We start from the raw sequence: 23,872 nt of genomic DNA, 5'->3' as shown, positions 1-23,872 counted from the left end.
GATGGGTATGCGGGAATTCAGCGACGGCGGGGTCACCCTGCGCTGGTCCGAGGCCGCCTTTCAAGCAGCCACCGGGGTACAGCGGGTTCTGGTTGAGGCCGGGCCTGCGATATCTCCGCATGACACGCTGCGCCTGTTCTATCGCGAAGGCGGCGGACCTGAACGGGCTGTCCGTGGGTGGCCACTGGGTCAGGATCCACAAACGGGGTTGCAACAATTTGCAGCGGCCCTGCCCGTTCCCGCTGTGGGAAAACAGATGACCTGGCGGCCGGTTCTGACCTCGGGCGGGCGCGATTATGACCCCGGAAACGCGGTCGCGCCGAAACCAGAAGATCGCGCGCCAAAACACGAGACATCCAGTCCGGTGCTGGATCATATCGCCCATTTTGAGGTGCCGTTTTCGGGCAACTTCAACCCATCGGGTGAAACTCCCGATGGCATATGGCTGCATTTTGCGATCAAAGAAGGCGGTACCGTGACCGGCCCGAACCTGAACGGAACGATCGAGCCCGTGGGCGGAGACTGGATGCGCGTGCGCCCTGATGGCGTGGGTATTCTGCATGCCAAGGCGCTGATCAATCCGACAACCGGCGGTGCCCCGGTCATGTTCGACGATACCGGGATCTGCGATTTCGGTACGGATGGCTATGCCGCCCTTGCCAAGGGCAAGCTGCCACCCAGTGCCCCGGTTCGGCTGGCACCCCGGTATCTGACCTCGAATCCGCGTTATATGTGGATCAACCGTCTGCAGGGTTTCGGAATCGGAGAGGCCAGCCTGTCCGACATCACCCTGCGATTTGACGTCTATTCCGCGAAAGGAACATCCGATGGCTGAAAAGGTGGTCATATTAGGCGGAGGCGTCGGCGGGATGAGCGCCGCGCATGAGCTGATCGAACGGGGTTTCGAAGTCGAAGTGTATGAGCGTCAGCTTATCGCTGGCGGCAAGGCACGCAGCATTCCCGTGCTTGAAGGTGAAGACGATCACGGTTCGAAAGAGGAACATATCAGAGCGCTGAAAGACTGGATCGGGATGCACGGCTATGACCTGCCACCCGGTGTCAAACGCCCCTGGTTGCCCGGTGAACATGGGTTCCGGTTCTTCCCTAACTTCTACCGGCACATCACCAATACGATGTCGCGCACGCCCTATTATGACAAGGGCACCTGCTACGACAATCTGGTTCCGACAACCCAGGTATTGGTCAGCCAGTTCGACCACCCCGGTATCATCGTACCCGAGCGGTTTCCACAATCGCTAAAAGAGGTCGCCAATGCGCTCAAGACCTTTGCCTATACAATCTCGCCGCGCAACGAAATCGACTTTGAGGATATCGAACATTTCCTTGGTTGCATGTGGCGCATTGCGACCTCGTGCAAAGAGCGCCGGTTCGATGAGTATGAACGTATCGGCTGGTGGGAATTCATCGGCGCCGCGGAGCGGTCCGAAGCCTATCAGAAGTTTCTGGCAATCGGCCTGACCCGGTCACTGGTGGCGGCCAAAGCGACAACCGCAAGCACCAAGACCGTTGGCGATGTCGCCATTCAACTGCAGCTTGGGATCGCAACACCCGAGGCGACCAGCAACAGGCTGCTGAACGGGCCGACCAATCTGGTCTGGATTCAGCCTTGGCTGGAATATCTGAAAAGCCGGGGTGTAGTGTACCATTTCGATTCCAAGGTGACCGGGATTGAATGCCGAAACGGCCGAATTGCCAGCGCCACGGTTGAACAGGACGGCACGCAAAAGCAGGTCACCGGTGATTGGTTCATCAGCGCCTTGCCCATTGAACGCATTGCACCTTTGGTGACGCCGGCCATGACAAAGGTAGATCCGGGTCTGGCCAAGCTGCCATTGCTTGCCGAAGACGTGCAATGGATGAATGGCATACAGTTTTACCTGACCAAGGATGTTGAACTGGCCCATGGCCATGTGATCTTTATCGACAGCCCTTGGGCGCTGACGGCTGTTTCGCAAAAACAATTCTGGTCCCAGATAGATTTTGAAAACTGGGCCGACGGTAAGACCAAGGGATTGCTCTCGGTCGATATTTCCGAATGGGACAAGCCGGGCACAAACGGAAAAACCGCGCGCGACAGCTCTCGTGAAGAAATCGCCAAAGAAGTCTGGGAACAGCTCAAACGCAGCCTGAACGTTGATGGCAACATCGTCCTCAGGGATGAAGAACTGCACTATTGGTTCCTGGATCCCGACATCGTCGAGGACCCAGATCATCCTGCCCGAGAAAGCAATGTCGAACCGCTGTTGGTAAACCGCATTAACAGCTGGCGGCTGCGGCCCGAAGCGGCGACGCTGATTCCGAACTTTATGCTTGCGTCCGACTACGTCCGGACCAACACCGACCTGGCCACCATGGAAGGCGCAAATGAGGCTGCCCGAAGAGCCGTCAATGCCATCCTACGGCGCAGTGGTTCTGAGGCGCAGCCCTGTGAAATCTGGGATCTGCATGAGCCCGACATCCTGCAACCCCTGCGGGCCTATGACTATGCCCGATATCAGGCGGGTGAGCCCTGGGATGAACGCTTTGCCATCGCTGTCGAGGCCGCTTTGCGCATGGGACAAGACGCCACCGGCACCAAACGTGGTGGGCAAGGACCGCTGGCCGCGATTGGTCCGCTGACGGCCGAATACTCCAAGCCCGGCGGAATTGTCGAAGACCCTGCGATCTCGGACGCGTTGCGCATGGTCGCGGCACCTCCAGAGCTCTATAATCTGATGGCCGCGCATCTGCCGGGCCGGGACACACCGATCCCCGGCGCGGACTTTGCCGAAGATCTGGCGATCGGCATTGTTGAGGCGACCTCACCGCCAACCGACACGTCCGGTCGCAAAGTCATCATTACACAGAAGGGCTGACAGGTGACTGTTCCCGAGGCGCAGCCGGCATCCGCGGCCACGCAAGGTTTCCTTGAGCAACTGACGCGTTATGGCGATCAGGCGCGCAAGGTACTGTTGGACAAAATGCCAACGGGTGAGCCGCAAGCCTATCTCTATGGGCCTATGCGAGACTATATCGAAACCTCGGGCAAAGGGCTTAGACCTGCCCTTCTTCTGGCCACGTGTGAAGCATTCGGCGGAAAGGCCGAGGATGCCGAAATTGCTGCTGCGGTCATCGAATTGCTGCACAATGCATTTCTGGTTCATGACGATATCGAAGACCTCAGCGATTTCCGAAGGGGTCGGGAATGTATGCACAAACGTCTTGGTGTGCCTTTGGCGATCAATATCGGCGACGGCATGCAATCTCTGGCGCTGAGCCTGCTGCGCCAGAACCTCGGCCCTCTGGGCCCGATGACCGGCGCGCGCGTGGTGGACGAGTTTGATCACCTGCTGAAAGAGTCGATCGAGGGCCAAGCTCTTGAATTGGGATGGATAAAAGACAATCGCCTTGACCTTAGCCCGTCCGACTACCTGACCATGTGTCTGAAGAAAACCTGCTGGTACAGCTTCATTCACCCGATGCGTATAGGTGCCCTGATCGCGCGCCCGGACGATGTCGCCTCCGGAGCGCTGAATCTGGATGACTTCAACGCATTCGGCTTTTTTCTGGGGGCCGCCTTTCAGATCCAGGATGACGTTCTGAATCTTGTGGGAAGCCAGGGTAAATACGGCAAAGAGATCGGTGGGGATATCTACGAAGGCAAACGCACGCTGATGCTGGGACGTCTTGGGGCGCAGGCGGATCGGCAGGAACAGTCACGACTGTCAGAGTTTCTAGAAAAGCCAAGAACGGCCCGTTCGGAGCAAGAGGTCGAATGGGTATTGGCGCGGATGAACCACTATTCTTGCATTGAATATGCTCAGGCCGCAGCAAATGACCTGCTTGCGGCGGCTCGTCGAGAATTCGATGTTGTATTTGCAAATACCAACGCGGCGCCGCGCGCGTTTCTTGGTCAGTTCATGGATTATCTGGTGGCGCGCCAAGTCTAACACTCGCCCTATTTTTTTGTAGACATTCAATATCTTAAATTTCGAAATTCCGTGAATCCACCACCGAATCCAATACGCATTCCTTTCAAGTTTGTCATTTACTAAACGCTGTAGGCTGTGCACATTAAGCTATGCCTTATTTCGAGCGAAAACCATTTGTCAGCGCTCTCCGCACGGCCACCAAGGCCGTTCCGGAGCAGGATACACTTCCGATATCTCAGATCGCACGGGGCATTCTGAATGCGGAAAATAGCACCACACAACAGCTGGACGGACCCTTTCACTGCCGCAAGCCCTGCAGGCCCGGTGAGACAGGAACCATTCTGTTGTCCTTTGCTGCACCTGCCGGAGCAGACGTTGTCGACTTGCAGTTCGAACCGGGCGACATGATCAGCCGCGACGGCAACGTGTTGCCAACCGACAAGATGAGCATCCAACCTTCCGCAGTCCGTATTCCCCCGGGACAGGCCGTCGACGTTGCCGTAAGCCTCACCATTCATGATCTGGCAGAACCCGGCCAATATCAGGGGCGCGTATACACCAAAGGCAGCGAAAACACCGCCATCGTTGTCACCTTTGAAGTTGTGGCTGACTAAAGTGATCCTGCCTCGATGGTACGATGCAGTATTGCCCGTGGTCGGAGTTTTCTATTTCGATTGCACATATGCAGAAAAATAGCTTCGAAAAATATTTCGATTTGTAATCATCTGCCTCATACGAAGCTGGCACCGGGCGAGGTTAAACATGCGCCTCATAGATAGCTTAACTATTCCTGCCATTGGGCTGTTAGGTGCCACAGCCAACGTGAATGCCGAGCAAGAACAAACAGCTTTTTAAATCGGGTGAGATGGGTCGCCTTGGCACAAAAATCGACTAAAAGATTACCGGGCAAACGATATAAACTGTTGAGCAACATCGACGCGCGAAGCGAAATGACCAGCCAGAATTGTCCCCCGTCTCTCGCATACGGAATCGAAGGCGGTCAGGCATCGCGCTTTGCTCAGCCAACTCACACAACCAAAAAAATGACGATGCCCTGAACCCAAATTCCGCGCACTCGGAATTGCCGCGATTGTCCGATTTGAGAACGCGCTTCTGCTCGATACTCAACCGCTCAAGTCTTCGACGGCTTGGCGCACAGCAGCGATCATCTGCGGCGCCAAACCGTTGTGACCCAGTCTCTCAATCTCCTCAAATTGAAGCTTTCCAGCTTGGGCAAAGGCACGGGCAGGTTCAATCGGGCATATTAGGTCATCCTCTCCATGGATCAAACGATGTGGGAGTACGGCGATTGTATTTGGATCTCCGGGGCCCGTAGCAGGTAGGAAGAAATTATTAAGCCAGTACCAAAGGTACACGCGGGTGCGATTTATGTCGCTTTGGGTGACGGCTGCCGGAAGCCGCACAGTGCCGGGTTGCGGTCCATGAAACGCATCTTCAAGGGCCATCACACGGCGGGCTGCCTCACGTGCTTGCGCGTCATTGTCTTCCATACGGGCAAACCATGCTATGGCAGGATGGAGCTGTTCAGTCGCGTCGAGAGGATCGAGAAACAGGCCGCGCGCACGCTGCCCGGCTTCGAAACGCTTTGCCCTATCGCGCAACATCCACTGGTCCATTGAAGGACGGCAGATATGCGTGCTGCGCACGATCAATGCGCGTACCCGATCAGGATGAGCGGATGCGTAGGCCAATGCCAGTGCGCCACCCCATGAACCACCCAACACAATCCAATCTTCATATCCCAGGGCCATCCGGATGGCCTCGGCATCGCGTAGGGTGTGCTGGGTCGTGTTTGCTGTGACCCGACCAGCTCTGCCCGACAACCCCGTTCCGCGTTGGTCAAAAAGAACCACCCGATGACGGTCGGCGTCGAAATAGGCTGTGTGCTGCGGGTTGAGACCCGACCCTGGCCCCCCATGGAAAATGAGCGCGGGCGTATCGCCATACCCCCAAATCTGTACATTCAAGCCGTCTATTGGGACAGGTTTAAAAGTGTTCATCGGTAGGGCTGCGACCTCCTTTATCATTATCTCGCGACTGTCTTACTGGTGATGCTCTTCAACGAAGTTCGACGCGAAAGCCAATACGCCGCGATGGCCAATACCCCGCAGATTACAAAGGTGAGCTGCATCCCGTTGGCAATCGCTTCAGCAGATGCTGCCTCGACGGTGCGGGCGCCGATCCCAAAGGAAAAGACCGTCCCCATGACAGAGGCGCCGAAAATAAGGCCCAAATTGCGCGACAAGCCAAGCAGCCCTGAAACTGTCCCCCGCTGATCTGCCCGAACCCCTACCATGATCATGGTGTTGTTGGCCGCCTGAAACAACTGGTATCCCGGTGTCAGGATGCTGATTGCGCCAATGTAACCAATGACACCGAATGCGACTGGCAGGACCGCAAGCGCAAAGGTCCCGGTGGTCAGAGCAATGAGCCCAAGCGACAGAACACGCGCCGCCCCCCATGCATCCACAAGCCGACCCGATGGGACGCCGAGGAAGATCGATATGATTGGTCCGACCGACATGACAAGCCCCACTTTCGCCGCGCTCAGCCCAAGAGACTGCCCCAGAAAGAAGGGGCCTATCAGCAAAGTGGTCAACATCACATTTGCCACCAGAAAATTTGCCGCAAGGCCGGGGATTGCGCCGCTCTTTCGCAGTGCAGTTAGTCCGACCAGAGGTGTTATCCCAGAGGCAACACTTGCGGGCAAAAGCCGAACGGCCAAAACGGCCGTAGTCAGGCTCATCGGCACCAGGACAAAGAACACTCCTTGCCACCCGAGTTTTCCAATCAGCACCCCACCCAACGAAGGTCCCAGTGCAGTTCCGACCGCCGACATCGTGCCCAACAGGCCCATGGCTTGCCCGACACGCTCTGTTTCAAAAATATCGCGAACGAGTGCGACGGTCAGCACCATGAGGAATGCAGCACCAATTCCCTGAAGAGACCGCGCGGCACTCAACACCTTGAGATTGGGCGCCAAGCCGCAAAACGCAGAGGCCAGCGCGAAAAGTATAAGCCCGAAGATCAGCATCTGCTGTCGTCCAAAGCGGTCCCCAAGTCGTCCAGCCAGCACAGAGAACAGCGTCAGTGTCGCGAGATATGCGATCACCACCCATTGCACTTGATGTACCGGCGCCTTCAGGTCCTGGGCGATTGCAGGCAAGGCGATATTGGCAATGCTGGTGCCCAATGAGGCCAGCAGCATGGACAGGGAGAAACACAACAAAGCGCCGGGTCTCGTTGTCTTCAATGCATTTGATTTGATGTGCACCACTATTTTCCTCTTGTCGGAATCGCTACAGAAGGCGACGTTACGAATTCAAGTCGACTTGAGGTCAAGCATGAAACTTTTGGATATAGGCGAGGTGTCGAAAAAGACCGGCACCCCAACTTCAACGCTGCGTTACTATGATGAGCTTGGCCTGATCTCGTCTGTTGCGCGGCACGGGCTGCGTCGGCAGTTCACGCCGGATGTCTTATTGCAACTAGCCCTGATCACGATGGGCAAATCTGCGGGGTTTTCACTTGAGGAAATCTCGGGGATGTTCGGCCTTGATGGAACTCCGAATATCCCCCGGCAAGAGTTTCACATTCGTGCGGATGCGCTGGATCGGCAAATCCGCGAGCTGACGGCGCTGCGCGATACCCTGCGACATGTGGCGGATTGCCCGGCGCCATCGCATTTGGAATGCCCAACATTCAGGCGGCTCATCGATCTCGCCCATCACCGGGGCACGAAGAAAGCCAGTGGCAGGTAGCGGCAAGCCAACTACGAATTTTTGGTATACCGCTGAGGGGTATGGTCGGCCCGCACCATTGGATGCAATGCCGATATGTAAGTGTCCGAAATACACTAATTCAGATCGAAGTGAGCGGCCAAACTGTCAATTATCATGTCAAGAACTTGGGCGCGGTCCGTTCCCACGGGATCAGTGCAAACAGGATCGTCCTGCTCTTCGATCAAAATCGCTTCACCGGCGGGCTTACATAATCCAAGCGCGGTGAAATGCGTTGCGGGCGCGATCGTCATCACCGCGGCCTGAGGAACCAGCGCCTCAAAATTGCTTCCCAGGGCGCTCGTGTCTGTTGCATTCAGCCTGTCGGCCCCGTCACCCAATCCAATCAGAAAAAGCGAGGCTGTCACGTCCCGCACATCCTTATGCGCAAGATCCCAAGTTAGTCCCGGATCAATGGCTGCGACGGCACTGACCCGTGGATCCTTGTAAGATGCCTCATATTTTTCCTGGTCGATTGCGGTTACATCGACGCCCTCTGCCGTCAACTTTGCGCAAAATTGTGACCCTGCCCCTGCGGCCTCGCAATAATCGAAAAATCCGTCACGATTGCCCTGGACGCCCGCAAGCGAAAGGGCTGTCCAGCCACCATAAGAGAAACCCGTGGCGTAGATCCGTGAAGTGTCGATGAGGGGGGCGAAAACCGGGTCTTGCAGCGCGTGATCCAACGCGGTGGACATATCCTGGGCGCGGATCCAATGTTTAAATGCGGTATCGAAATCCAAATCTAAGGTCGTGCTGCCTGGATGGTTTACTGCCACTACGATTGCACCTTGCGAGACCAACCCCGCACTAAGCCACACCATTCGTGCATAATTGCCGCCCCATCCGTGTGAGAGAAGAACAACCGGATATTGCCCTGGCACCGGCTTGGCGTTTTCAACTACTGCTGTTCCATAGAACACTGCATTTTCTGCAAACATAGTCTGGCGCTGACCTGCCGCAGGGAACATGACAGCCATTTGCATGTCCTGATCATGATGAGGTGCGGCAATCGTCAATTCGACGAGGCCGACATCTTGTGCAGCAATTTCCGTGCCCGCCGAAAAGGTCATGACGAGGGTAAGAAGAGGAAGTTTCATGGCGCGCCTTTTTTGTAGGGTGGCATCAGTGTCGGCCTACATTCAGACGCTGTCGGGATTTCATACGACCTGAATCCGGTTTAAGGTCGCGCAGATCAGGATTTAGGTCCTATGACAGACGAAAACGGACCCCCCTGATGCCAGTTCTACCGATACCAATGATTACTGCCCTGCTGCTTTCGGGCTTTCTTTTACATCGCTTTCTGACCCGCAAAACCCATCCCACGCTTTTGGTCCTCATCGGATGCTGCGCAGCACAAAGTGCGGTTATCGCACTTGTGCAATATTATGGCTTTACGGGTCTCAGGGTCGTTCAGCCCATTCTTGCGACTGTAATTGCCGCATCCGCGTGGCTGTCCTTTCGTCAGGCCTCGGTGGGTTATCTGCGCAGACAGGACTTGTATTTGCATGCGGTAGGTCCGACCCTTGCGATAAGTTTTCTGGCAACCCAACCCGAAGCGCTGGACGTGTTGATCCCCTTTCTCTTTGCGGCATACGGTATCGCCATCGCGTTTATGCTCTTGCGCGGCGAAGATAGTTTGCCCCATAGCCGCTTAGAAAACGGGCGCATGATTGTTTGGGTTTGGCGTGTTCTGGCAATCGCTTTGATCGCCTCAGCAGGCAGCGACATATTCATTGCAGCCCGCCTTGCATCAGGAGACACCGAGGTCTTGCTCTGGCTGCCAAGCCTGTTTTCCGCAATCACATTGCTCATATTAGGGGCGCTCAGCCTATCGCATGCAATCGAAAGCCAGAGCATTGGTTCTGACACGCGCGATGCGTATTCCAAGCAAGATAAAACCCGTGACACCGCTATTGTCGAAAAGCTCGACGCTTATATGGAAACACATAAGCCATATCTCGATCCCGATCTCACACTGGCCCGGTTGGCCCGAAAGTTGCAGGTTCCAGAAAAGCAGCTTTCAAGCGCAATCAACAAAGGCAAAAGCGAGAATGTGTCTCGCTACATCAATAGGCATCGGATATCTCACGCTTGCGCCGTAATGAAGACTGGAAAATCGGTGACCGAGGCGATGCTGGCCAGCGGGTTTAACACCAAGTCGAACTTCAACCGCGAGTTCTTAAGGGTGATCGGCGTCAATCCGCGTCGCTGGTTGAGGTCTCTTGTGGAAGTGCCCGATGAAAGGGTCAAAACCTAAGACGTTCTGGTGTACCAAGCATCCTTGCCACAGCTGCCGAACCTTGATTTAGGACATCGGCGTCAGAGCCGTGAAAGCCGTCAAACAGTGAGAATCCGATCTCTATTCTGTTTTCTGCCAGCATGATTATATTACTATCAGGAAAAACTGATGCTATGGTAATCCGAATTGAATTGGGTATTGCGCCGCGCCTGCTTGCAGAACCGGTTTGGACACGTGTAGCAAGACGTTGAAAGAATGAAATTGAAAAAACGCGACAAAGAAATGGCAACAAACCTGACGCAGGACCCACATTCCGTTCGTTCGGGTGACAGAGAGAAAGTTCTTGAAGTTGCCATCGGCCGCGAGGTTCGTGCCTTTCGCAAACAGCAGAACATAACGGTCGCAGAGCTGGCCCAGTTGACCGGCCTCTCGATTGGCATGCTGTCCAAGATCGAAAACGGAAATACGTCACCGTCCTTGACGACTCTGCAATCGCTGGCGGATGCGCTTTCGGTTCCTTTGACAAGCTTTTTTCGACAGTTTGAAGAACGCCGCGAGGCGGTTCATACAAAAGCAGGAGAAGGCGTCGAACTGGAGCGTGAAGGAACACGTGCGAACCATCAGTATAACCTGTTGGGACATATTGGTGCCAACGGATCCGGCGTGATCGTCGAACCGTATCTGATTACCCTGACCGCTGAATCAGATGTGTTCCCAACTTTCCAACATGGCGGGATCGAGACGATTTACATGCTGGACGGTGAGGTGGATTACCGCCACGGGGACCAGATTTACCCGCTAAAACCCGGCGATACCCTGTTCTTTGATGCAGATGCTCCGCATGGGCCCGAACGGCTTGTCAGCCTGCCGGCGCGGTATATATCAGTGATCAGCTATCCGCAGACAAACTGATCGGTTTGCGCAATAAGAAATCTGTGGGTCTGTCATAACCTTCGCGACTGCCCGTGCTTACGATCGTGAACCCCAGCCTCGAAAATACGCGATGGTTTTCAGTAAGTTCCACGCGTGTTTCCAGTTCCAGCGCAGGTAAGCCAAGCTCTACTGCACGGCGTGCAGCATGATCCACCAACCTGCGGCCGATACCCTGACCCCGCAATCCATCCTTCACCGCAAGCTTTCCAAGGTACAAACTGTCGGGCTTGGGCGTCAGAAACATACACGCGAAAAGTGGTCGCCCAACAGCCCAGATTTCGCCGCCACCCTGACAATGCACCTGCATTCCTTCCACGTTCAGACTATGGATAGAAGACGGAGGGTCGATCCGGGCATCCATGTACTGAAATGACCCGCGAAGCAGCGCAAGCACGTCATACAATGCAAAATCGTTACTCGAGATGAGCCAAGGCGCTTCGCCCGGATCAATCATATGAGTTGAGAAATTTCGCAAGTCTCGCTTACTTAGACAAAGGTGGTTCCGTTTCCAAATCCGGCCAGATCCCCGGAGACGTGGGCAACCCGTCGTCAAACTGGCTGAGATAGTCCAACATCATGGGGCGGTTATCGATGAACCCTTTATAGGTTGCCAGCTCGACCGGCAGGTCCCGGATGACCCGATGCAGACGGCGGCCCCATTTGGGAACGGTCATCAGGTCCTGAAAACTACACAGGTAGCAGCGGATCGGGAATACCAGGGCGTTGGATCGCGGCAGGCGGAAAAAGGTTTGCAACTCGACCCGCAGATACTGTTTGTGCGCTATGTTTTCAGGTGTCAGCGTCGTCTTCTGGATACCCCATTTGTGATAGTTCTCCGGGCTGGTATCCAGCAGCGGATTCACTGTCATAGTCCAATTCAGACGCCGTGCCGGGGCACCCTGTTGAATGTTCAGCAGGAATTTCAGGGCGCGTTGGAAAATGCCCATTTCATGGGCTTTGGGAACCGGCGCGTGCCATTCGAAAAAGTTCATTCCGATGTCAAAATCCAGACTCCAATCCGCTTGGGTCGTCACCATTCCCGCGTCCATCCACAGCATCTCATCACGCTGATCCAGCACGGCGAAATCACCCTGTGCCTGACGGGTGATGTATTCCATCGGTCCGTACGGAAGCGTGGTTTCGTCCATGAAGGTAAAGCTGTGATCAATGCCCATCGGTTTGTTGACCCAGCGCCACTGGTTGCCATTGCGATGCAGTTCGAACAGATCGGGATAGTCTTCGGATTTGCTGACCATGATCAGCTCCAGCAAGTCCCAACCGGCCAAAGTCATATGCGGCAGTGACTGGCAGCGCAGCGGATCCTGATCCAATACCATGGCGCGGTCTTTCATCTCGGACACATAGTGTTCGTCGACGTCGAATCGCATCTCGTAGACCGATCCTTTGGGCCCGCCGCGATGCTGTTCCATGTTGACCGAATACATATAGCTGTCTTCGTGAAACGGAAACGGAAAGCGTTTGATCGCCCAGTCCGAGTTGTGAAACGTATAGTCATCGCGGAAGGATTCGTCGTTGAATTGAATGGTCATGTTGGGCCTCCTCTCAACGGTCCAGCACGAGGGACTTGCCCTCGAAGCGCGATACACAGGGCATGATTTTCTTGCCCGCGGACTTTTCTTCGCCGGTCAGCCAGTGATCGCGGTGAACGAAATTACCTTCATGGTCGAGCACAACGGTTTCGCACTGACCGCAGGCCCCACCGCGGCACAGATACGGTGCGTCCACGCCTTCACGTTCGATGGCCTCCAACAGGCTTTCGTTTTCACCCACATGAATGACCTTATCCGATGCCGCCAAGCGCACCTCGAACGGTTTGCCGGGCTGAGGCGCCAGGAACTCTTCGTAGTGCACGCAATCTTCGGGCCAGCCTTCGGCGGCAGCCGTGTTTCGGACCCAGTCGATCATGCCCTTTGGACCACACACATACACATGCGTTCCCAAGGGTTGCCCGCTGAGCAGATTTTTCAGATCGATCGCCTGGCTCTGATCGTCATAGTACAGATGGGTTTCGTTCGGATGCCTGTCTGTCAGTTGCTCAGCATAAGATGCCAAGGCAGTGTTTCGGCACGCGTAATGCAACTCCCAATGCCCGTGCAGCAATTCCAACTGTTTGATCTGCGCCAGAAACGGGGTGATCCCGATGCCACCGGCCAGAAACAGATGCTTGCGGGCGCGCAAGTCCAGTGAAAACAAGTTGACCGGATAGCTGATGGTCATCTCGTCGCCCAGCTTGACCTGGCGGTGCATGAACAGCGACCCCCCCCTGCCCTCATCATCGCGTCGAACCGAAATTGTATAAGATGACTGATCAAACGGATCCGACATCAACGAATAGGGGTTAAGCCGTGTAATGGCACCATCCTGCATTTCGACCACAGTATGTGCCCCGCCCGAAAAGGTTGGTAATGGCGCGCCGTCGATACGTTCGAACCTGAACCGCGTCACCAATTCGTTCAGCGGAGTGATCTCGGTCACCTTGACCTGAATTTTCTCAGCACCGCTCATTCGTAAATCCCCTTCGACTCGGGCACATTACCATGATCCTCGGCGTCGATACGGACGCCCTGATAGGCGGCAAGACGGCGTGAGTAGTGATCGCGCACAAACAGGTTTAGGCCGCAATGTGAACAGACAAACGGGTCAATCTCGACGTCTTCGGTGATGCCCTTGCAATGCACGCATTGCATCCGACGGGCGACCGATCCGCGATGTTCGGTCTGAATCGCCGTGTGTGGCAGACCCACAGCCATCACTTCATTCATGGCCTGCCCCATCATGCCTTCGGTGCCGGTCAGGTAGACCTGCAATCCCATATGCGCGTCCTCCAGAACCCGGCGAATGCGCGTCAGAGACGCCTCGAAAGACGGGCCTTCATAGAACTGAGCAGGGTTCAATGCCCTTAGCTTTTCTGCGAAATCCGTGCCTTTCGGGATATAGATCAGATGGGTTTTGGCCATCAGGTCAGGTGTTGCGATATCGAGAATGGCTTCGGCCCCTTCGGCCTCGGCTATCATGAGATGATGTTCGCCCTGGCGAACCTCTAGCGCGCCCCAGACCGGGCGGCTTGCGATTGACTTGGGAAATTCGAACTTTGACATTGTGCCCTCAATAGGAAAAGGGCGCCACGGTGTGTCCGTCGCGCCCCCTGAAATTCAGCCCTTTGCGGTTCTGATCGATTTGTCCTGATCGTAGAACGGCATCTCTTCCGCAGTTGCCGTTATTTCTGTCCCATCGCCGTTGCGCACCGTCAGCTTGGTGCCGGGTGATGCACATGCGACCGGCATCCGCGCGATACCCACATTGTGACCATTGATATCAGAATACATGCCGAAGGTGACAACGCCGACTTTCTCGCCGTTTTGCAGCAGATCCGCGCCTTCATCCGCCGGCGTCGTGCCGTTCAGTTTGACGCCATAGATCTTAAACCGCTCTTTGCCTTGCGATGCATAGTGGTTCTCGGCGCCGATAAAGCCGGTTTTTCCAGGTGAGACAGTGAAATCCAGGCCCAGTTCCCACAGTGTATCACCACAGGTATCGCCATCGAACGGATAGGTTTCGGAATTGTCGCCGGGGTAAAACAGCAGGTAGCTTTCGGTGCGCAACAGGTCGAGCGTCGAAAACTGGACCGGGACGATGCCCATATCCTTGCCATCAACCAGAATGCTGTCCCACAAGTGAACGGCGTGCTTGGCCTGACAGAAGATCTCATACCCGCGCTCACCGGTATAGCCGGTCCGCGAAATCATCACCGGGCAGCCATATAGCTTGGTCTGCATGATGCCGAAATAGGCCAGATCGCGAATTCCGGGGATGTGCTTAGCCAGGAAGTCTACAGCCACCGGACCCTGCAGCGACATGTCATGCATGTCATCATCAAAGATGACCGAACAATTCTTACCCGCCGCCACGGATGTCAGCTGCTCCATTCCGGTGCCTGTGCCATGCACCACCAGCCACGTGTTCACCGACAGGCGATAGATGATGCAATCATCAACAAACTTGCCTTCGGCATTCAGGATCGAGGCATAGGTCGACCGCCCCGGCATGATCTTTTCGACGTTCCGCGTGGTGACACGATCAATGACATAGGCGGCATCCTCACCAACCACGTGAACCTTTTTCAAACCGGAAACATCCATAAGACCAGCTTTGGTCCGAATTGCTTCGTAGTCAGCTTTGGCGCGTTCAGGGCTTTGGTCATAGAACCAAGCAGTCCCCATCCCGTTCCAGTCTTCAAGCTCGCCGCCGATCTCGGCGTGGCGCTGCGCAAGGGCCGACGTCCTCCAAAGAATGGCCATGGTTCGGTTCTCCCGTTGATCGTTTTTGTTGCCCATATTGAGGCCGATGTTGGGTTGAAAATCAACACTTGTGTGCAGAATTTTTTCCTGTTGGGAATATTTGCCTGCAATTTTTGCACCCTAAAAACATCCGGGAGTATTGATATTTCTTTTCTTTATCTGTGGCTTAGTGCGTTTTTGGACGTGAGAGGACATACCTCAAGCACAGACCTTAAAGATGTTTGCCCCACATATCTATTGACAGGTCGCCAATGAGATTGTCCCCTTAGTATACAATTATTCCCAGCAGGAAATGCTTCGCAGAAAGACCTCCTGCTGCAACAACAGGGAGACTACGAAGTGGATGGCAATCTAAATGCACTTACGACGGTCTTTACCGAGTTTTATTACTGGGTAACGGTCGTCTTCATGTTCCTCATCCATGTGGGCTTTTGCATGTACGAAGTCGGCGCCAGCCGGGCCCGTAACCATATGCACACATTGATGAAAAACATCATGATCATCCCGCTGGTGACGGTCACGTTCTTCTTCTTTGGATGGTGGATCTACTGGGCGTTCCCGAACTTTCCGTTCTGGGGCGGTCTCGACACCGAAGCAGGTGCCGCAAATCTACCGTGGGCGAACACAATGGCAACCAATTTGGACGACAGAATCACAGGGGTCTTCTGGGCCGCGTTCCTTCTGTTCTCGTGGACAGCTGCCTCGATTGTTTCTGGTTCAGTGATCGAACGGATCAGGTCATCGGCTTTGTGGGTCCATGCAGTCATGATCGGGTCCGTCTGGTGGATCATCGACGCTGCTTGGGGCTGGCACTATGGTGGCTGGATGGTGCGCATCTTGGGGTATCACGATGCTTATGCATCAGGCGTTATCCATGCAATCGCAGGTGGTTACGCACTTGGTGTGATCATGGTGCTGGGTCCGCGACTTGGCAAGTTTGCCAAGGATGGAACGCCGCGGGATATTCCTCCGCATAATCCATGGTTGCTGACCATCGGTATTTTCCTGATCTATACCGGGTTCTGGGGTTTCTATGCGGCATGCAACGTGCCTGTAATCTCGCCCGAGGTTATCGACGGTCAGATCGTTGGCGCCACCTGGACTGCAACCAACATCTATCTGGCCCCGACCACGCTGTCGGCGATTACCTTTAACTTCCTGATGTCGCTGTCGGGTGGGTTGATGGCAGCCTATGTCGTCTCGAAGGGAGATGCCTTCTGGACCTTCTCGGGCGGTCTGGCCGGTATCATCACCGCGTCTGCTGGAAACGATTTGTATCACCCGATCCAAGCGATGATCATTGCCGCAATCGGCGTCGTGATCGTCTATAATCTGCACTACTGGGTAGAGCGTCGGTTCAAGCTGGATGATGCTGTCGGTGCTGTAGCCGTGCATGGCTATGCAGGTGTCGTCGGGCTGGTCATCGCGGGCTTTGTCCTGTGGGGCGTGCCTTCGTCACCATATGAAGGTTATGCAACCATCAACCCAATCGGTCAGATCACGGGTGCCGTCATCATGTTCTTTGTCCTTGGGTTCCTGCCAGGCTGGGCTCTGGCGAAAATGCAATCCGCTGCCGGCGTACTGCGCATCCCGGAAGAAGTTGAACTTCAGGGTCTCGATTACGCTGAACACCATGCCTATGAGGACGCCAAAGCTGCCATTATCGAAGCCGATAAAGAAGAACTGGCCGCCCGTGGCGTAGCAGCGAAATGAGGGAGTAAGATATGTCTACGAATGGTTATACAAACTGGGCCGTGGATCTGGCCGAAGTCGGGCCGGTCTATCCCTTCCAAGGTTACGAAGTTCTAATGGTCATCATTGGTGTCGTCTTCTGGGTTGGCTGGCATCGCATCCAATTCGTCCGCGAAGCTGAGCACCTGGAAAAGGCGCGCCACACCGGTGACGAAGAAAAGGTGAAAGCACAGTTGGAGCGATATTGATCCAGCCTTGAATGCTTGCAATGGGCGCGAAAAACACAGGTCGCGCCCATTGCCTCTTAGGAAAAAAACTTTCCTATGATTATTGATGTCCCACTGATTTGTTGGTACCGTCGAATCATAATGAAACACATAAGGAGATCTGCCAGCCATGTGCGGAATTGTTGGATTATTCCTCAAAGACCAGTCTCTTGCGCCCCAACTGGGCAATATGCTGACAGACATGCTGATCACGATGACAGATCGTGGCCCCGATAGTGCCGGTATTGCAATCTACGGCTCTGAGTCCGATGGCAAAACCAAGATTACAGTTCAGTCCCCCAACCCCGAAACGGACTTTGTCGACTTGGCTGATGAGCTAGGCAAAAGTCTTGGCGTGACGGTTGGTCAGGCAGACAATGATACACATGCCGTCTTGGAAATTCCCGCCCGTCAGTTCGAAGCCGCGCGCGCCGCGCTGGCTGAAATCCGGCCGACGGTTCGTATCATGAGTCGTGGCGAAAGCCTCGAAATCTACAAGGAAGTTGGCCTGCCCAAGGATGTTGCAGACCGCTTCAGCCTCAGCGGCATGAGCGGCACTCATGGCATTGGACACACACGCATGGCGACGGAATCCGCCGTGACAACAATGGGCGCACATCCGTTCAACACGGGGTCCGATCAATGTCTGGTTCACAACGGGTCGCTGTCCAACCACAACTCGTTGCGCCGCAAGTTGCGCCGCGAAGGCGTTACCATCCAGACAGAGAACGACACCGAAGTTGGTGCCGCATACCTGACCTGGAAAATGATGAATGGCGCCACTTTAGGTGAAGCTCTGGAATCCAGCATTGATGATCTGGACGGGTTTTTCACCTTTGTAGTAGGGACCAAAGACGGGTTTGGCGTCGTACGTGACCCAATCGCTTGCAAGCCTGCAGTGATGGCAGAAACGGATCAATATGTTGCCTTTGGCAGCGAATACCGCGCCTTGGTGAACCTGCCAGGAATCGAAGACGCCCGAGTTTGGGAACCTGAACCGGCCACCGTATATTTCTGGTCGCACAACGACAGTCCCACAACCCACGAAAAGGCCGCCTGAAATGCAGACCTATGATTTAGAGGCAGACGGACTGCGTGGATTGAACTCGTCCCTGCAGGCGCAAAACGCCGAGACCAACCAAACCAGCTGGGAAATTGTAAATCCAAAAGGCAGCCATGCGATTGCTGTCGGACTGGACGCGCCGATCGAAGTGACGGTCAAGGGGTCTACCGGGTACTATTGTGCCGGCATGAACCAACAGGCGACCATCAAGGTTCAAGGCTCAGTTGGTCCGGGTGTGGCTGAGAATATGATGTCCGGCCAGGTCATCGTCGATGGCGACGCCAGCCAGTATGCCGGGGCCACAGGCCATGGTGGGTTGCTGGTCATCAAGGGCAACGCAAGCTCGCGCTGCGGTATTTCGATGAAAGGTATCGACATCGTGGTGCATGGCAATATCGGCCACATGTCCGCCTTCATGGCACAGGCAGGAAATCTGGTCGTCTGCGGAGATGCGGGCGATGCGCTGGGGGATTCACTCTACGAGGCACGGCTGTTCGTGCGTGGTTCGGTCAAAAGCCTCGGTGCTGATTGCATCGAGAAAGAAATGCGCCCTGAGCATCTGGATATTCTGAGGGATCTGCTGGACCGCGCTGGCAGCGACGCCAAGCCGGAAGAGTTCAAACGCTATGGTTCGGCTCGTCAGCTTTACAATTTCGACATCGACAATTCCGCAGCTTACTGAGGAAGAAGGGTATGAAAGATATGGACGATCAGATCCCCCGCACCCTGCCGATTCAGTCGGCGACATTTACCAATCCGATCAATGCTGAGATCCGTCGCGCCGCTGCGACAGGTATCTATGACATTCGTGGCGGTGGCGCCAAACGGAAAGTTCCTCATTTCGACGATCTACTCTTTCTGGGTGCGTCGGTGTCGCGCTATCCGTTGGAAGGCTATCGGGAACGCTGTGATACCTCAGTTACGCTGGGCACACGCTTTGCCAAGAAACCGATCGAACTGGACATTCCGATCACCATTGCGGGTATGAGCTTTGGGGCTCTGTCCGGGCCAGCGAAAGAAGCTTTGGGCCGCGGCGCATCCGCAGCGGGCACGTCAACCACCACCGGTGATGGTGGCATGACGCCCGAGGAACGTGGCCACTCAACCAAGCTGGTGTATCAATACCTGCCCTCACGCTATGGCATGAATCCCAACGATCTGCGTAAGGCTGATGCGATTGAGATTGTGGTTGGCCAAGGCGCCAAACCCGGCGGGGGCGGTATGTTGTTGGGTCAAAAGATCAGTGACCGTGTGGCCGAGATGCGGACCCTGCCCAAAGGCATTGACCAACGGTCCGCTTGCCGCCATCCAGACTGGACAGGGCCGGACGACCTTGAGATCAAGATCCTCGAACTTCGGGAAATCACTGATTGGCAAGTGCCTATCTATGTGAAAGTTGGCGCCACGCGCCCCTACTACGACACTGCATTGGCAGTGAAAGCCGGGGCGGACGTTGTCGTCATGGATGGCATGCAGGGCGGCACCGCTGCGACGCAGGACGTATTCATTGAGCATGTCGGGTTGCCAACACTGTCATGCATCCGCCCTGCCGTTCAGGCATTGCAGGATCTGGGCGTACATCGTGAGGTTCAGTTGGTCATCTCGGGCGGCATTCGCACCGGGGCCGATGTGGCCAAGGCATTGGCACTGGGTGCAGATGCAGTTGCCATTGGCACGGCTGCTCTGGTGGCCCTTGGGGACAACGATCCCAAATGGGAATCCGAATACCAGAAGCTGGGCACAACCACTGGCGCTTATGACGATTGGCACGAAGGTCAGGACCCGGCAGGGATCACCACGCAAGACCCCGACCTGGCTTCGCGTCTTGACCCGGTTGCTGCGGGTCGCAGGCTGCGCAACTATTTGAAGGTGATGGCGCTTGAGGCCCAAACCATCGCGCGTGCATGTGGCCACAATCACCTGCACAATCTGGAACCTGAAGACCTGTGTGCCCTGACAATGGAGGCGGCCGCCATGGCGCGAGTCCCCTTGGCGGGCACCAGTTGGTACCCGGGCAAGGAAGGGTTCTGAACCGATGCTGCGCGGCTCCCTGATGGGGGCCGCGTTTTTGCTTTGAAAAACTAGAATTCAACAGGGAAAGGAAAGCAATCGTGACGACAGATCTCGCAGCTTTCGCAAAAGAAAAAGGCGTCAAATACTTCATGATCTCGTTCACCGACCTGTTCGGTGGACAACGGGCCAAGCTTGTGCCGGCGCAGGCGATTGCCGACATGCAGCAAGATGGTGCGGGCTTTGCCGGGTTCGCCACCTGGCTGGATATGACACCGGCTCATCCTGACATGCTGGCAGTTCCAGACCCTTCATCGGTCATTCAGCTGCCCTGGAAGCCCGAAGTGGCTTGGGTTGCTGGCAACTGCGTTATGGAAGGCAGCGATGTCGCGCAAGCCCCTCGTAACGTATTGCGCCGCCTGATCGACGAAGCTGCAAACGAAGGCATGCATGTCAAAACCGGTATCGAAGCCGAGTTCTTCCTGATGACGCCGGACGGAGAACAGATTAGCGATCCTTTCGATACAGCTGAAAAGCCTTGCTATGACCAACAGGCCGTGATGCGCCGGTATGATGTCGTGCGCGAAATCTGTGACTACATGCTGGAACTGGGCTGGGGACCTTATCAGAACGACCACGAGGACGCCAACGGCCAGTTCGAGATGAATTGGGAATTTGACGACGTTCTGCGCACTGCTGACAAACACTCTTTCTTCAAGTTCATGACCAAATCGGTTGCTGAAAAACATGGGCTGCGTGCGACATTCATGCCGAAACCGGTGGAAGGCCTGACCGGTAATGGCTGTCATGCGCATATCTCGGTCTGGGATGCGCCAGGCGATGCGGCCAAGACCAACGTGTTTGCAGGCGAGGGCGACGGCCCGACCGGTGAGGTTGGTCTGGGAGAGCGTGGCAAGCACTTCCTCGGTGGCATCATGAAGCACGCGTCAGCACTGGCCGCGATCACCAACCCCACAGTGAACAGCTACAAACGCATCAACGCGCCGCGGACGATGTCGGGTGCAACATGGGCTCCCAACACCGTGACATGGACGGGGAACAACCGGACTCACATGGTGCGTGTGCCCGGCCCCGGGCGGTTTGAATTGCGTCTGCCGGACGGAGCAACCAACCCCTACCTGCTTCAGGCCGTGATCATTGCGGCTGGACTGTCAGGTATCCGATCCAAAGCAGACCCTGGCAAGCGCTGGGATATCGATATGTATGCCGAAGGCCATAAAGTGCGCGGAGCACCAAAGCTGCCGTTGAACATGCTTGATGCACTGCGCGAATACGACAAAGACAAAGACCTGAAGGGCATGATGGGCGCCGAATTCTCGTCTGCTTTCCTGAAGATGAAGCATCAGGAGTGGAATTCCTTCGTGTCGCATTTCTCGCGCTGGGAAAAGGAAAACACGCTGGATATCTGATCCGGTAAAACTGGAAGACATCGAGGTTGCGGCCTGTGCCGCGGCCTTGTTGTTCATTCACCAACAACGATCACGCCGGGATGTTCTTTTCAGTCAACACGCGCCGGGCGAAGATCGAGGCGCGTCTTTTGCACACATATCGTCAAACGGGGATTCCGTTGAAATTGTGCGCCTTTAAGGCGGGAACCCAATCCCCGCATTGCACAGCTGCTTTGGGCAGCCCCTTGGTTGTCTGGGAAATCGGAACCATCCCTGGCTTGCGGCCGAAAAGCAGTCAATCAGGGCATGGGCTAAGGGTGCTGTGCAAAAGATGACACCTAATCGACGATATCGCGATCGAGCAAATCTTTATGACGTTCAACACTTTAGACCAGCTTCATCTAATCTGAACGGTCGGTTGTTTGACGACTGATTTCGAGACCCTGCAAATAGCCTATTCTGGGACTTCTTGTTCTTTTTCCCTATCCACCTCGATGCGCCAGTCGGGAACGTCGTTAACAAGCATCAATGCCGCACGTCGCAGGGAGGTTCGCATCTTTTCCACCGTCGGGCCACGCAGTTTACAATCTTCCAAAGCGGCATCAAAGGTTTCCAGCCAAAGCTCTGCATCGGCCTCGCGAATAGGCACATGGGCATGTATTTCCCGTAAATCCATGTGGCCAAATCGTTCCCGGTAATAAGCTCGCCCGCCCAAAAAACCGCTGAGGAACTCGAACTGCGCTTGTCTTGTATGGTTCAATCCGTGACCCCGAAAATGCAGCCGGTGCAAGGAATACACAGCCGGATCGGCCTCCATTCGATCATAAAATTGTTCGACAAGCGCGCGCAGGCTCTCTTCGCCTCCAAGTTGATCCAAAGCCGAGGACATAGTGGATTCTCCGGGCCTCCATTGCCTAATTTATTGCATAACAGGAATATTAGTTTATCAACAGTGACATCTTGGCGCTGTTGATATCTGGGACCGAACACATGCCAATATGGTCGACACTACAACAATCTTCCCTTACATGAGCGCCCTTGCACTCGGGTTGCTAGCTGCGTTGTGCTGGGGCATTCATGATCTCTCGGTCCGCTATATCAGCCAGTCCGTCAGCGTGGTCGCCTCGCTTATGTTTGTTTTGCTCTTTGGTGCCATCCTGCAGATCGGGATGGTTGCAGCCTGGGGCGACATCAACTCCATATCGGGCAACGCGATGGCTTATGCGATTGCAGCAGGTTTTTTTTACCTCTTGGCCGGGCTCAGCATGTACGAGGCTTTTCATCGAGGGCCCGTGCGATTGGTTGCGCCGCTAGTTGCCAGCTATCCAGTCTTGTCCGTCACCGTCGCAATTTGGCGCGGCTCGACTGTCAGTGCATGGCACTGGTTGGCCGTAATTGCGATCGGCCTCGGAGTATCCATCGTCGCAGCCCGCTCAGACAAAACCGAGACAACCTACCCTGCCCGTGGCCTAACCATTGTCTTGTCTTTGCTCGCCGCAACCGGGTTCGCCGCAGCATTTGCCCTGGGGCAATACGCGGCAGAGATCAGCAACGAATACACCGTGTCTCTAATCGGTCGACTCACGGCAATTCTGGTTCTGGCAGCGATAGCTTTTGCGTCTCGCAAGTCGATTTGGCCCGGCACAAAAGCTCTGCCCCTATTGTGCTTAATGGGTTTACTGGACGCCGTCGCAATTCTCAGTGTGGTCGCGGCTGGTAGGTTGCCCAATGCCCAATATGCATCCGTCGCGGCTTCGGTTTTTGGACTACTGACCGTTGTCCTTGCCTGGGCAATCTTGAAAGAGCGTATGTCACCAAGCCAGTGGCTTGGTTGTGTCGTCGCGTTTGCCGGAATCGGCTATCTCGCGCTCTGAGGACGGCCTTGCGAATTGACGTGCCTGATGGGCTGCAGCCGGGCTGTTTCGCAGGCACTCAATCTCGCCTGAGCGTGGCGGTCCGGATTCACACAACGCTCGTAGTAGGGGGATCGGAGGGAATTGGGAGGCGACACGCCAATGGATACGATCACCATGCACAAGTTACGACCTAAAAGGTCGCCAATACCTACCTAAATCAGAACGGAAAAAAGAACAGCCGCAGTTTGAACAGCGGCGGCCTCGTTTTAAGCCGTCAGGCCTTCTGGTTCGGGGAGTTTGTTTGCGCGGCATGCGGCGGTCAGGGTGTTGGCCAGCAGGCATGCGATTGT

General features: G+C 55.3%; 23 protein-coding genes. 14 read left to right on the top strand and 9 right to left on the bottom strand.

Going from position 1 to position 23,872, the window contains the following annotated elements; genetic code table 11:
- Positions 1-7: 7 nt before the first annotated feature.
- From AC2FLB_RS13510 to AC2FLB_RS13495, 4 genes are all read left to right on the top strand, one after another.
- A complete protein-coding gene (locus AC2FLB_RS13510; RefSeq protein WP_496692824.1) occupies positions 8-835 on the top strand; it encodes a DUF3237 domain-containing protein in 828 nt (275 codons plus the stop codon).
- The gene (locus tag AC2FLB_RS13505; RefSeq protein WP_142638506.1) at positions 828-2,876 is read left to right on the top strand and encodes a hydroxysqualene dehydroxylase; all 2,049 of its coding nucleotides are present in this window, start codon (positions 828-830) and stop codon (positions 2,874-2,876) included. Before AC2FLB_RS13510 ends, AC2FLB_RS13505 begins: the two co-directional genes overlap by 8 nt.
- 3 nt (positions 2,877-2,879) lie before the next feature.
- Positions 2,880-3,950: a polyprenyl synthetase family protein gene (locus AC2FLB_RS13500; RefSeq protein ID WP_496709425.1), complete on the top strand. Its 1,071-nt coding sequence runs from the start codon at positions 2,880-2,882 to the stop codon at positions 3,948-3,950.
- A gap of 131 nt (positions 3,951-4,081) precedes the next feature.
- The gene (locus AC2FLB_RS13495; protein ID WP_142638504.1) at positions 4,082-4,546 is read left to right on the top strand and encodes a hypothetical protein; all 465 of its coding nucleotides are present in this window, start codon (positions 4,082-4,084) and stop codon (positions 4,544-4,546) included.
- 510 nt (positions 4,547-5,056) lie between these two features.
- Here the strand turns inward: AC2FLB_RS13495 and AC2FLB_RS13490 are convergent.
- Together AC2FLB_RS13490 and AC2FLB_RS13485 are read right to left on the bottom strand one after the other, a co-directional pair.
- On the bottom strand, positions 5,057-5,980 hold the full coding sequence (locus AC2FLB_RS13490; protein WP_496709424.1) for an alpha/beta fold hydrolase: 924 nt from the start codon (positions 5,978-5,980) through the stop codon (positions 5,057-5,059).
- Positions 5,980-7,227 carry an MFS transporter gene (locus AC2FLB_RS13485; protein WP_496709423.1) on the bottom strand — a complete coding sequence of 416 codons (1,248 nt, stop codon included), beginning with the start codon at positions 7,225-7,227 and terminating at the stop codon, positions 5,980-5,982. Before AC2FLB_RS13485 ends, AC2FLB_RS13490 begins: the two co-directional genes overlap by 1 nt.
- 70 nt (positions 7,228-7,297) lie before the next feature.
- Between AC2FLB_RS13485 and AC2FLB_RS13480 the strand changes: the two genes are divergently transcribed.
- Entirely contained in the window at positions 7,298-7,714 is a 417-nt protein-coding gene (locus tag AC2FLB_RS13480; RefSeq protein WP_142638500.1) for a helix-turn-helix domain-containing protein, read from the top strand.
- Positions 7,715-7,809: 95 nt separating this feature from the next.
- On the opposite strand, the gene AC2FLB_RS13475 is transcribed toward AC2FLB_RS13480, so the two are convergent.
- The gene (locus tag AC2FLB_RS13475) at positions 7,810-8,832 is read right to left on the bottom strand and encodes an alpha/beta hydrolase family protein (protein ID WP_496709422.1); all 1,023 of its coding nucleotides are present in this window, start codon (positions 8,830-8,832) and stop codon (positions 7,810-7,812) included.
- Between the two features lie 137 nt (positions 8,833-8,969).
- Between AC2FLB_RS13475 and AC2FLB_RS13470 the strand changes: the two genes are divergently transcribed.
- Together AC2FLB_RS13470 and AC2FLB_RS13465 are read left to right on the top strand one after the other, a co-directional pair.
- Positions 8,970-9,992 (top strand): helix-turn-helix domain-containing protein, encoded by a 1,023-nt coding sequence (locus AC2FLB_RS13470; protein ID WP_496709421.1) that lies wholly within the window; start codon positions 8,970-8,972, stop codon positions 9,990-9,992.
- 237 nt (positions 9,993-10,229) lie between these two features.
- Entirely contained in the window at positions 10,230-10,886 is a 657-nt protein-coding gene (locus tag AC2FLB_RS13465; protein WP_496692831.1) for a helix-turn-helix domain-containing protein, read from the top strand.
- Here AC2FLB_RS13465 and AC2FLB_RS13460 read toward each other — a convergent pair.
- The 5 genes from AC2FLB_RS13460 to AC2FLB_RS13440 are packed head-to-tail and all read right to left on the bottom strand — an operon-like array spanning position 10,864 to position 15,226.
- Positions 10,864-11,361 carry a GNAT family N-acetyltransferase gene (locus AC2FLB_RS13460; protein ID WP_496692832.1) on the bottom strand — a complete coding sequence of 166 codons (498 nt, stop codon included), beginning with the start codon at positions 11,359-11,361 and terminating at the stop codon, positions 10,864-10,866. The two genes, AC2FLB_RS13465 and AC2FLB_RS13460, sit on opposite strands and share 23 nt — an antisense overlap.
- A gap of 28 nt (positions 11,362-11,389) precedes the next feature.
- A complete protein-coding gene (locus tag AC2FLB_RS13455; protein ID WP_142638490.1) occupies positions 11,390-12,457 on the bottom strand; it encodes a heme-dependent oxidative N-demethylase family protein in 1,068 nt (355 codons plus the stop codon).
- A 13-nt stretch (positions 12,458-12,470) separates the two neighbouring features.
- Positions 12,471-13,433 (bottom strand): PDR/VanB family oxidoreductase, encoded by a 963-nt coding sequence (locus AC2FLB_RS13450; protein ID WP_496692833.1) that lies wholly within the window; start codon positions 13,431-13,433, stop codon positions 12,471-12,473.
- Positions 13,430-14,026, bottom strand: coding sequence for a dimethylamine monooxygenase subunit DmmA family protein (locus AC2FLB_RS13445; protein WP_496692834.1), 597 nt, complete (start codon positions 14,024-14,026; stop codon positions 13,430-13,432). The genes AC2FLB_RS13450 and AC2FLB_RS13445 overlap by 4 nt, the downstream gene beginning before the upstream one ends.
- A 54-nt stretch (positions 14,027-14,080) precedes the next feature.
- The gene (locus tag AC2FLB_RS13440; RefSeq protein ID WP_496703398.1) at positions 14,081-15,226 is read right to left on the bottom strand and encodes an aminomethyl transferase family protein; all 1,146 of its coding nucleotides are present in this window, start codon (positions 15,224-15,226) and stop codon (positions 14,081-14,083) included.
- Positions 15,227-15,565: 339 nt separating this feature from the next.
- Here AC2FLB_RS13440 and AC2FLB_RS13435 point away from each other — a divergent pair, with 339 nt between their 5' ends.
- From AC2FLB_RS13435 to glnT, 6 genes are all read left to right on the top strand, one after another.
- Positions 15,566-16,939: an ammonium transporter gene (locus tag AC2FLB_RS13435; protein ID WP_271951763.1), complete on the top strand. Its 1,374-nt coding sequence runs from the start codon at positions 15,566-15,568 to the stop codon at positions 16,937-16,939.
- A gap of 11 nt (positions 16,940-16,950) precedes the next feature.
- Positions 16,951-17,166, top strand: a complete 216-nt coding sequence (locus tag AC2FLB_RS13430; protein WP_142638480.1) for a hypothetical protein — start codon at positions 16,951-16,953, stop codon at positions 17,164-17,166.
- A gap of 148 nt (positions 17,167-17,314) precedes the next feature.
- On the top strand, positions 17,315-18,244 hold the full coding sequence (locus tag AC2FLB_RS13425; protein WP_142638478.1) for a class II glutamine amidotransferase: 930 nt from the start codon (positions 17,315-17,317) through the stop codon (positions 18,242-18,244).
- Position 18,245: 1 nt separating this feature from the next.
- Positions 18,246-18,929: a GltB/FmdC/FwdC-like GXGXG domain-containing protein gene (locus tag AC2FLB_RS13420; protein ID WP_142638476.1), complete on the top strand. Its 684-nt coding sequence runs from the start codon at positions 18,246-18,248 to the stop codon at positions 18,927-18,929.
- 20 nt (positions 18,930-18,949) lie between these two features.
- Positions 18,950-20,278 carry an FMN-binding glutamate synthase family protein gene (locus AC2FLB_RS13415; RefSeq protein WP_496678521.1) on the top strand — a complete coding sequence of 443 codons (1,329 nt, stop codon included), beginning with the start codon at positions 18,950-18,952 and terminating at the stop codon, positions 20,276-20,278.
- Positions 20,279-20,358: 80 nt separating this feature from the next.
- The gene (gene glnT / locus AC2FLB_RS13410) at positions 20,359-21,687 is read left to right on the top strand and encodes a type III glutamate--ammonia ligase (protein ID WP_496678514.1); all 1,329 of its coding nucleotides are present in this window, start codon (positions 20,359-20,361) and stop codon (positions 21,685-21,687) included.
- A gap of 433 nt (positions 21,688-22,120) precedes the next feature.
- On the opposite strand, the gene AC2FLB_RS13405 is transcribed toward glnT, so the two are convergent.
- Positions 22,121-22,555 carry a group II truncated hemoglobin gene (locus AC2FLB_RS13405; RefSeq protein ID WP_496709420.1) on the bottom strand — a complete coding sequence of 145 codons (435 nt, stop codon included), beginning with the start codon at positions 22,553-22,555 and terminating at the stop codon, positions 22,121-22,123.
- Between the two features lie 109 nt (positions 22,556-22,664).
- Between AC2FLB_RS13405 and AC2FLB_RS13400 the strand changes: the two genes are divergently transcribed.
- The gene (locus AC2FLB_RS13400) at positions 22,665-23,540 is read left to right on the top strand and encodes an EamA family transporter (protein WP_496703394.1); all 876 of its coding nucleotides are present in this window, start codon (positions 22,665-22,667) and stop codon (positions 23,538-23,540) included.
- Positions 23,541-23,872 lie beyond the last annotated feature (332 nt).

The organism is Ruegeria sp. CDSA236, from assembly GCF_059611285.1.
The sequence above is the reverse complement of the archived record's forward strand: the minus strand, read 5'-3'. Positions and strand labels throughout refer to the sequence as shown.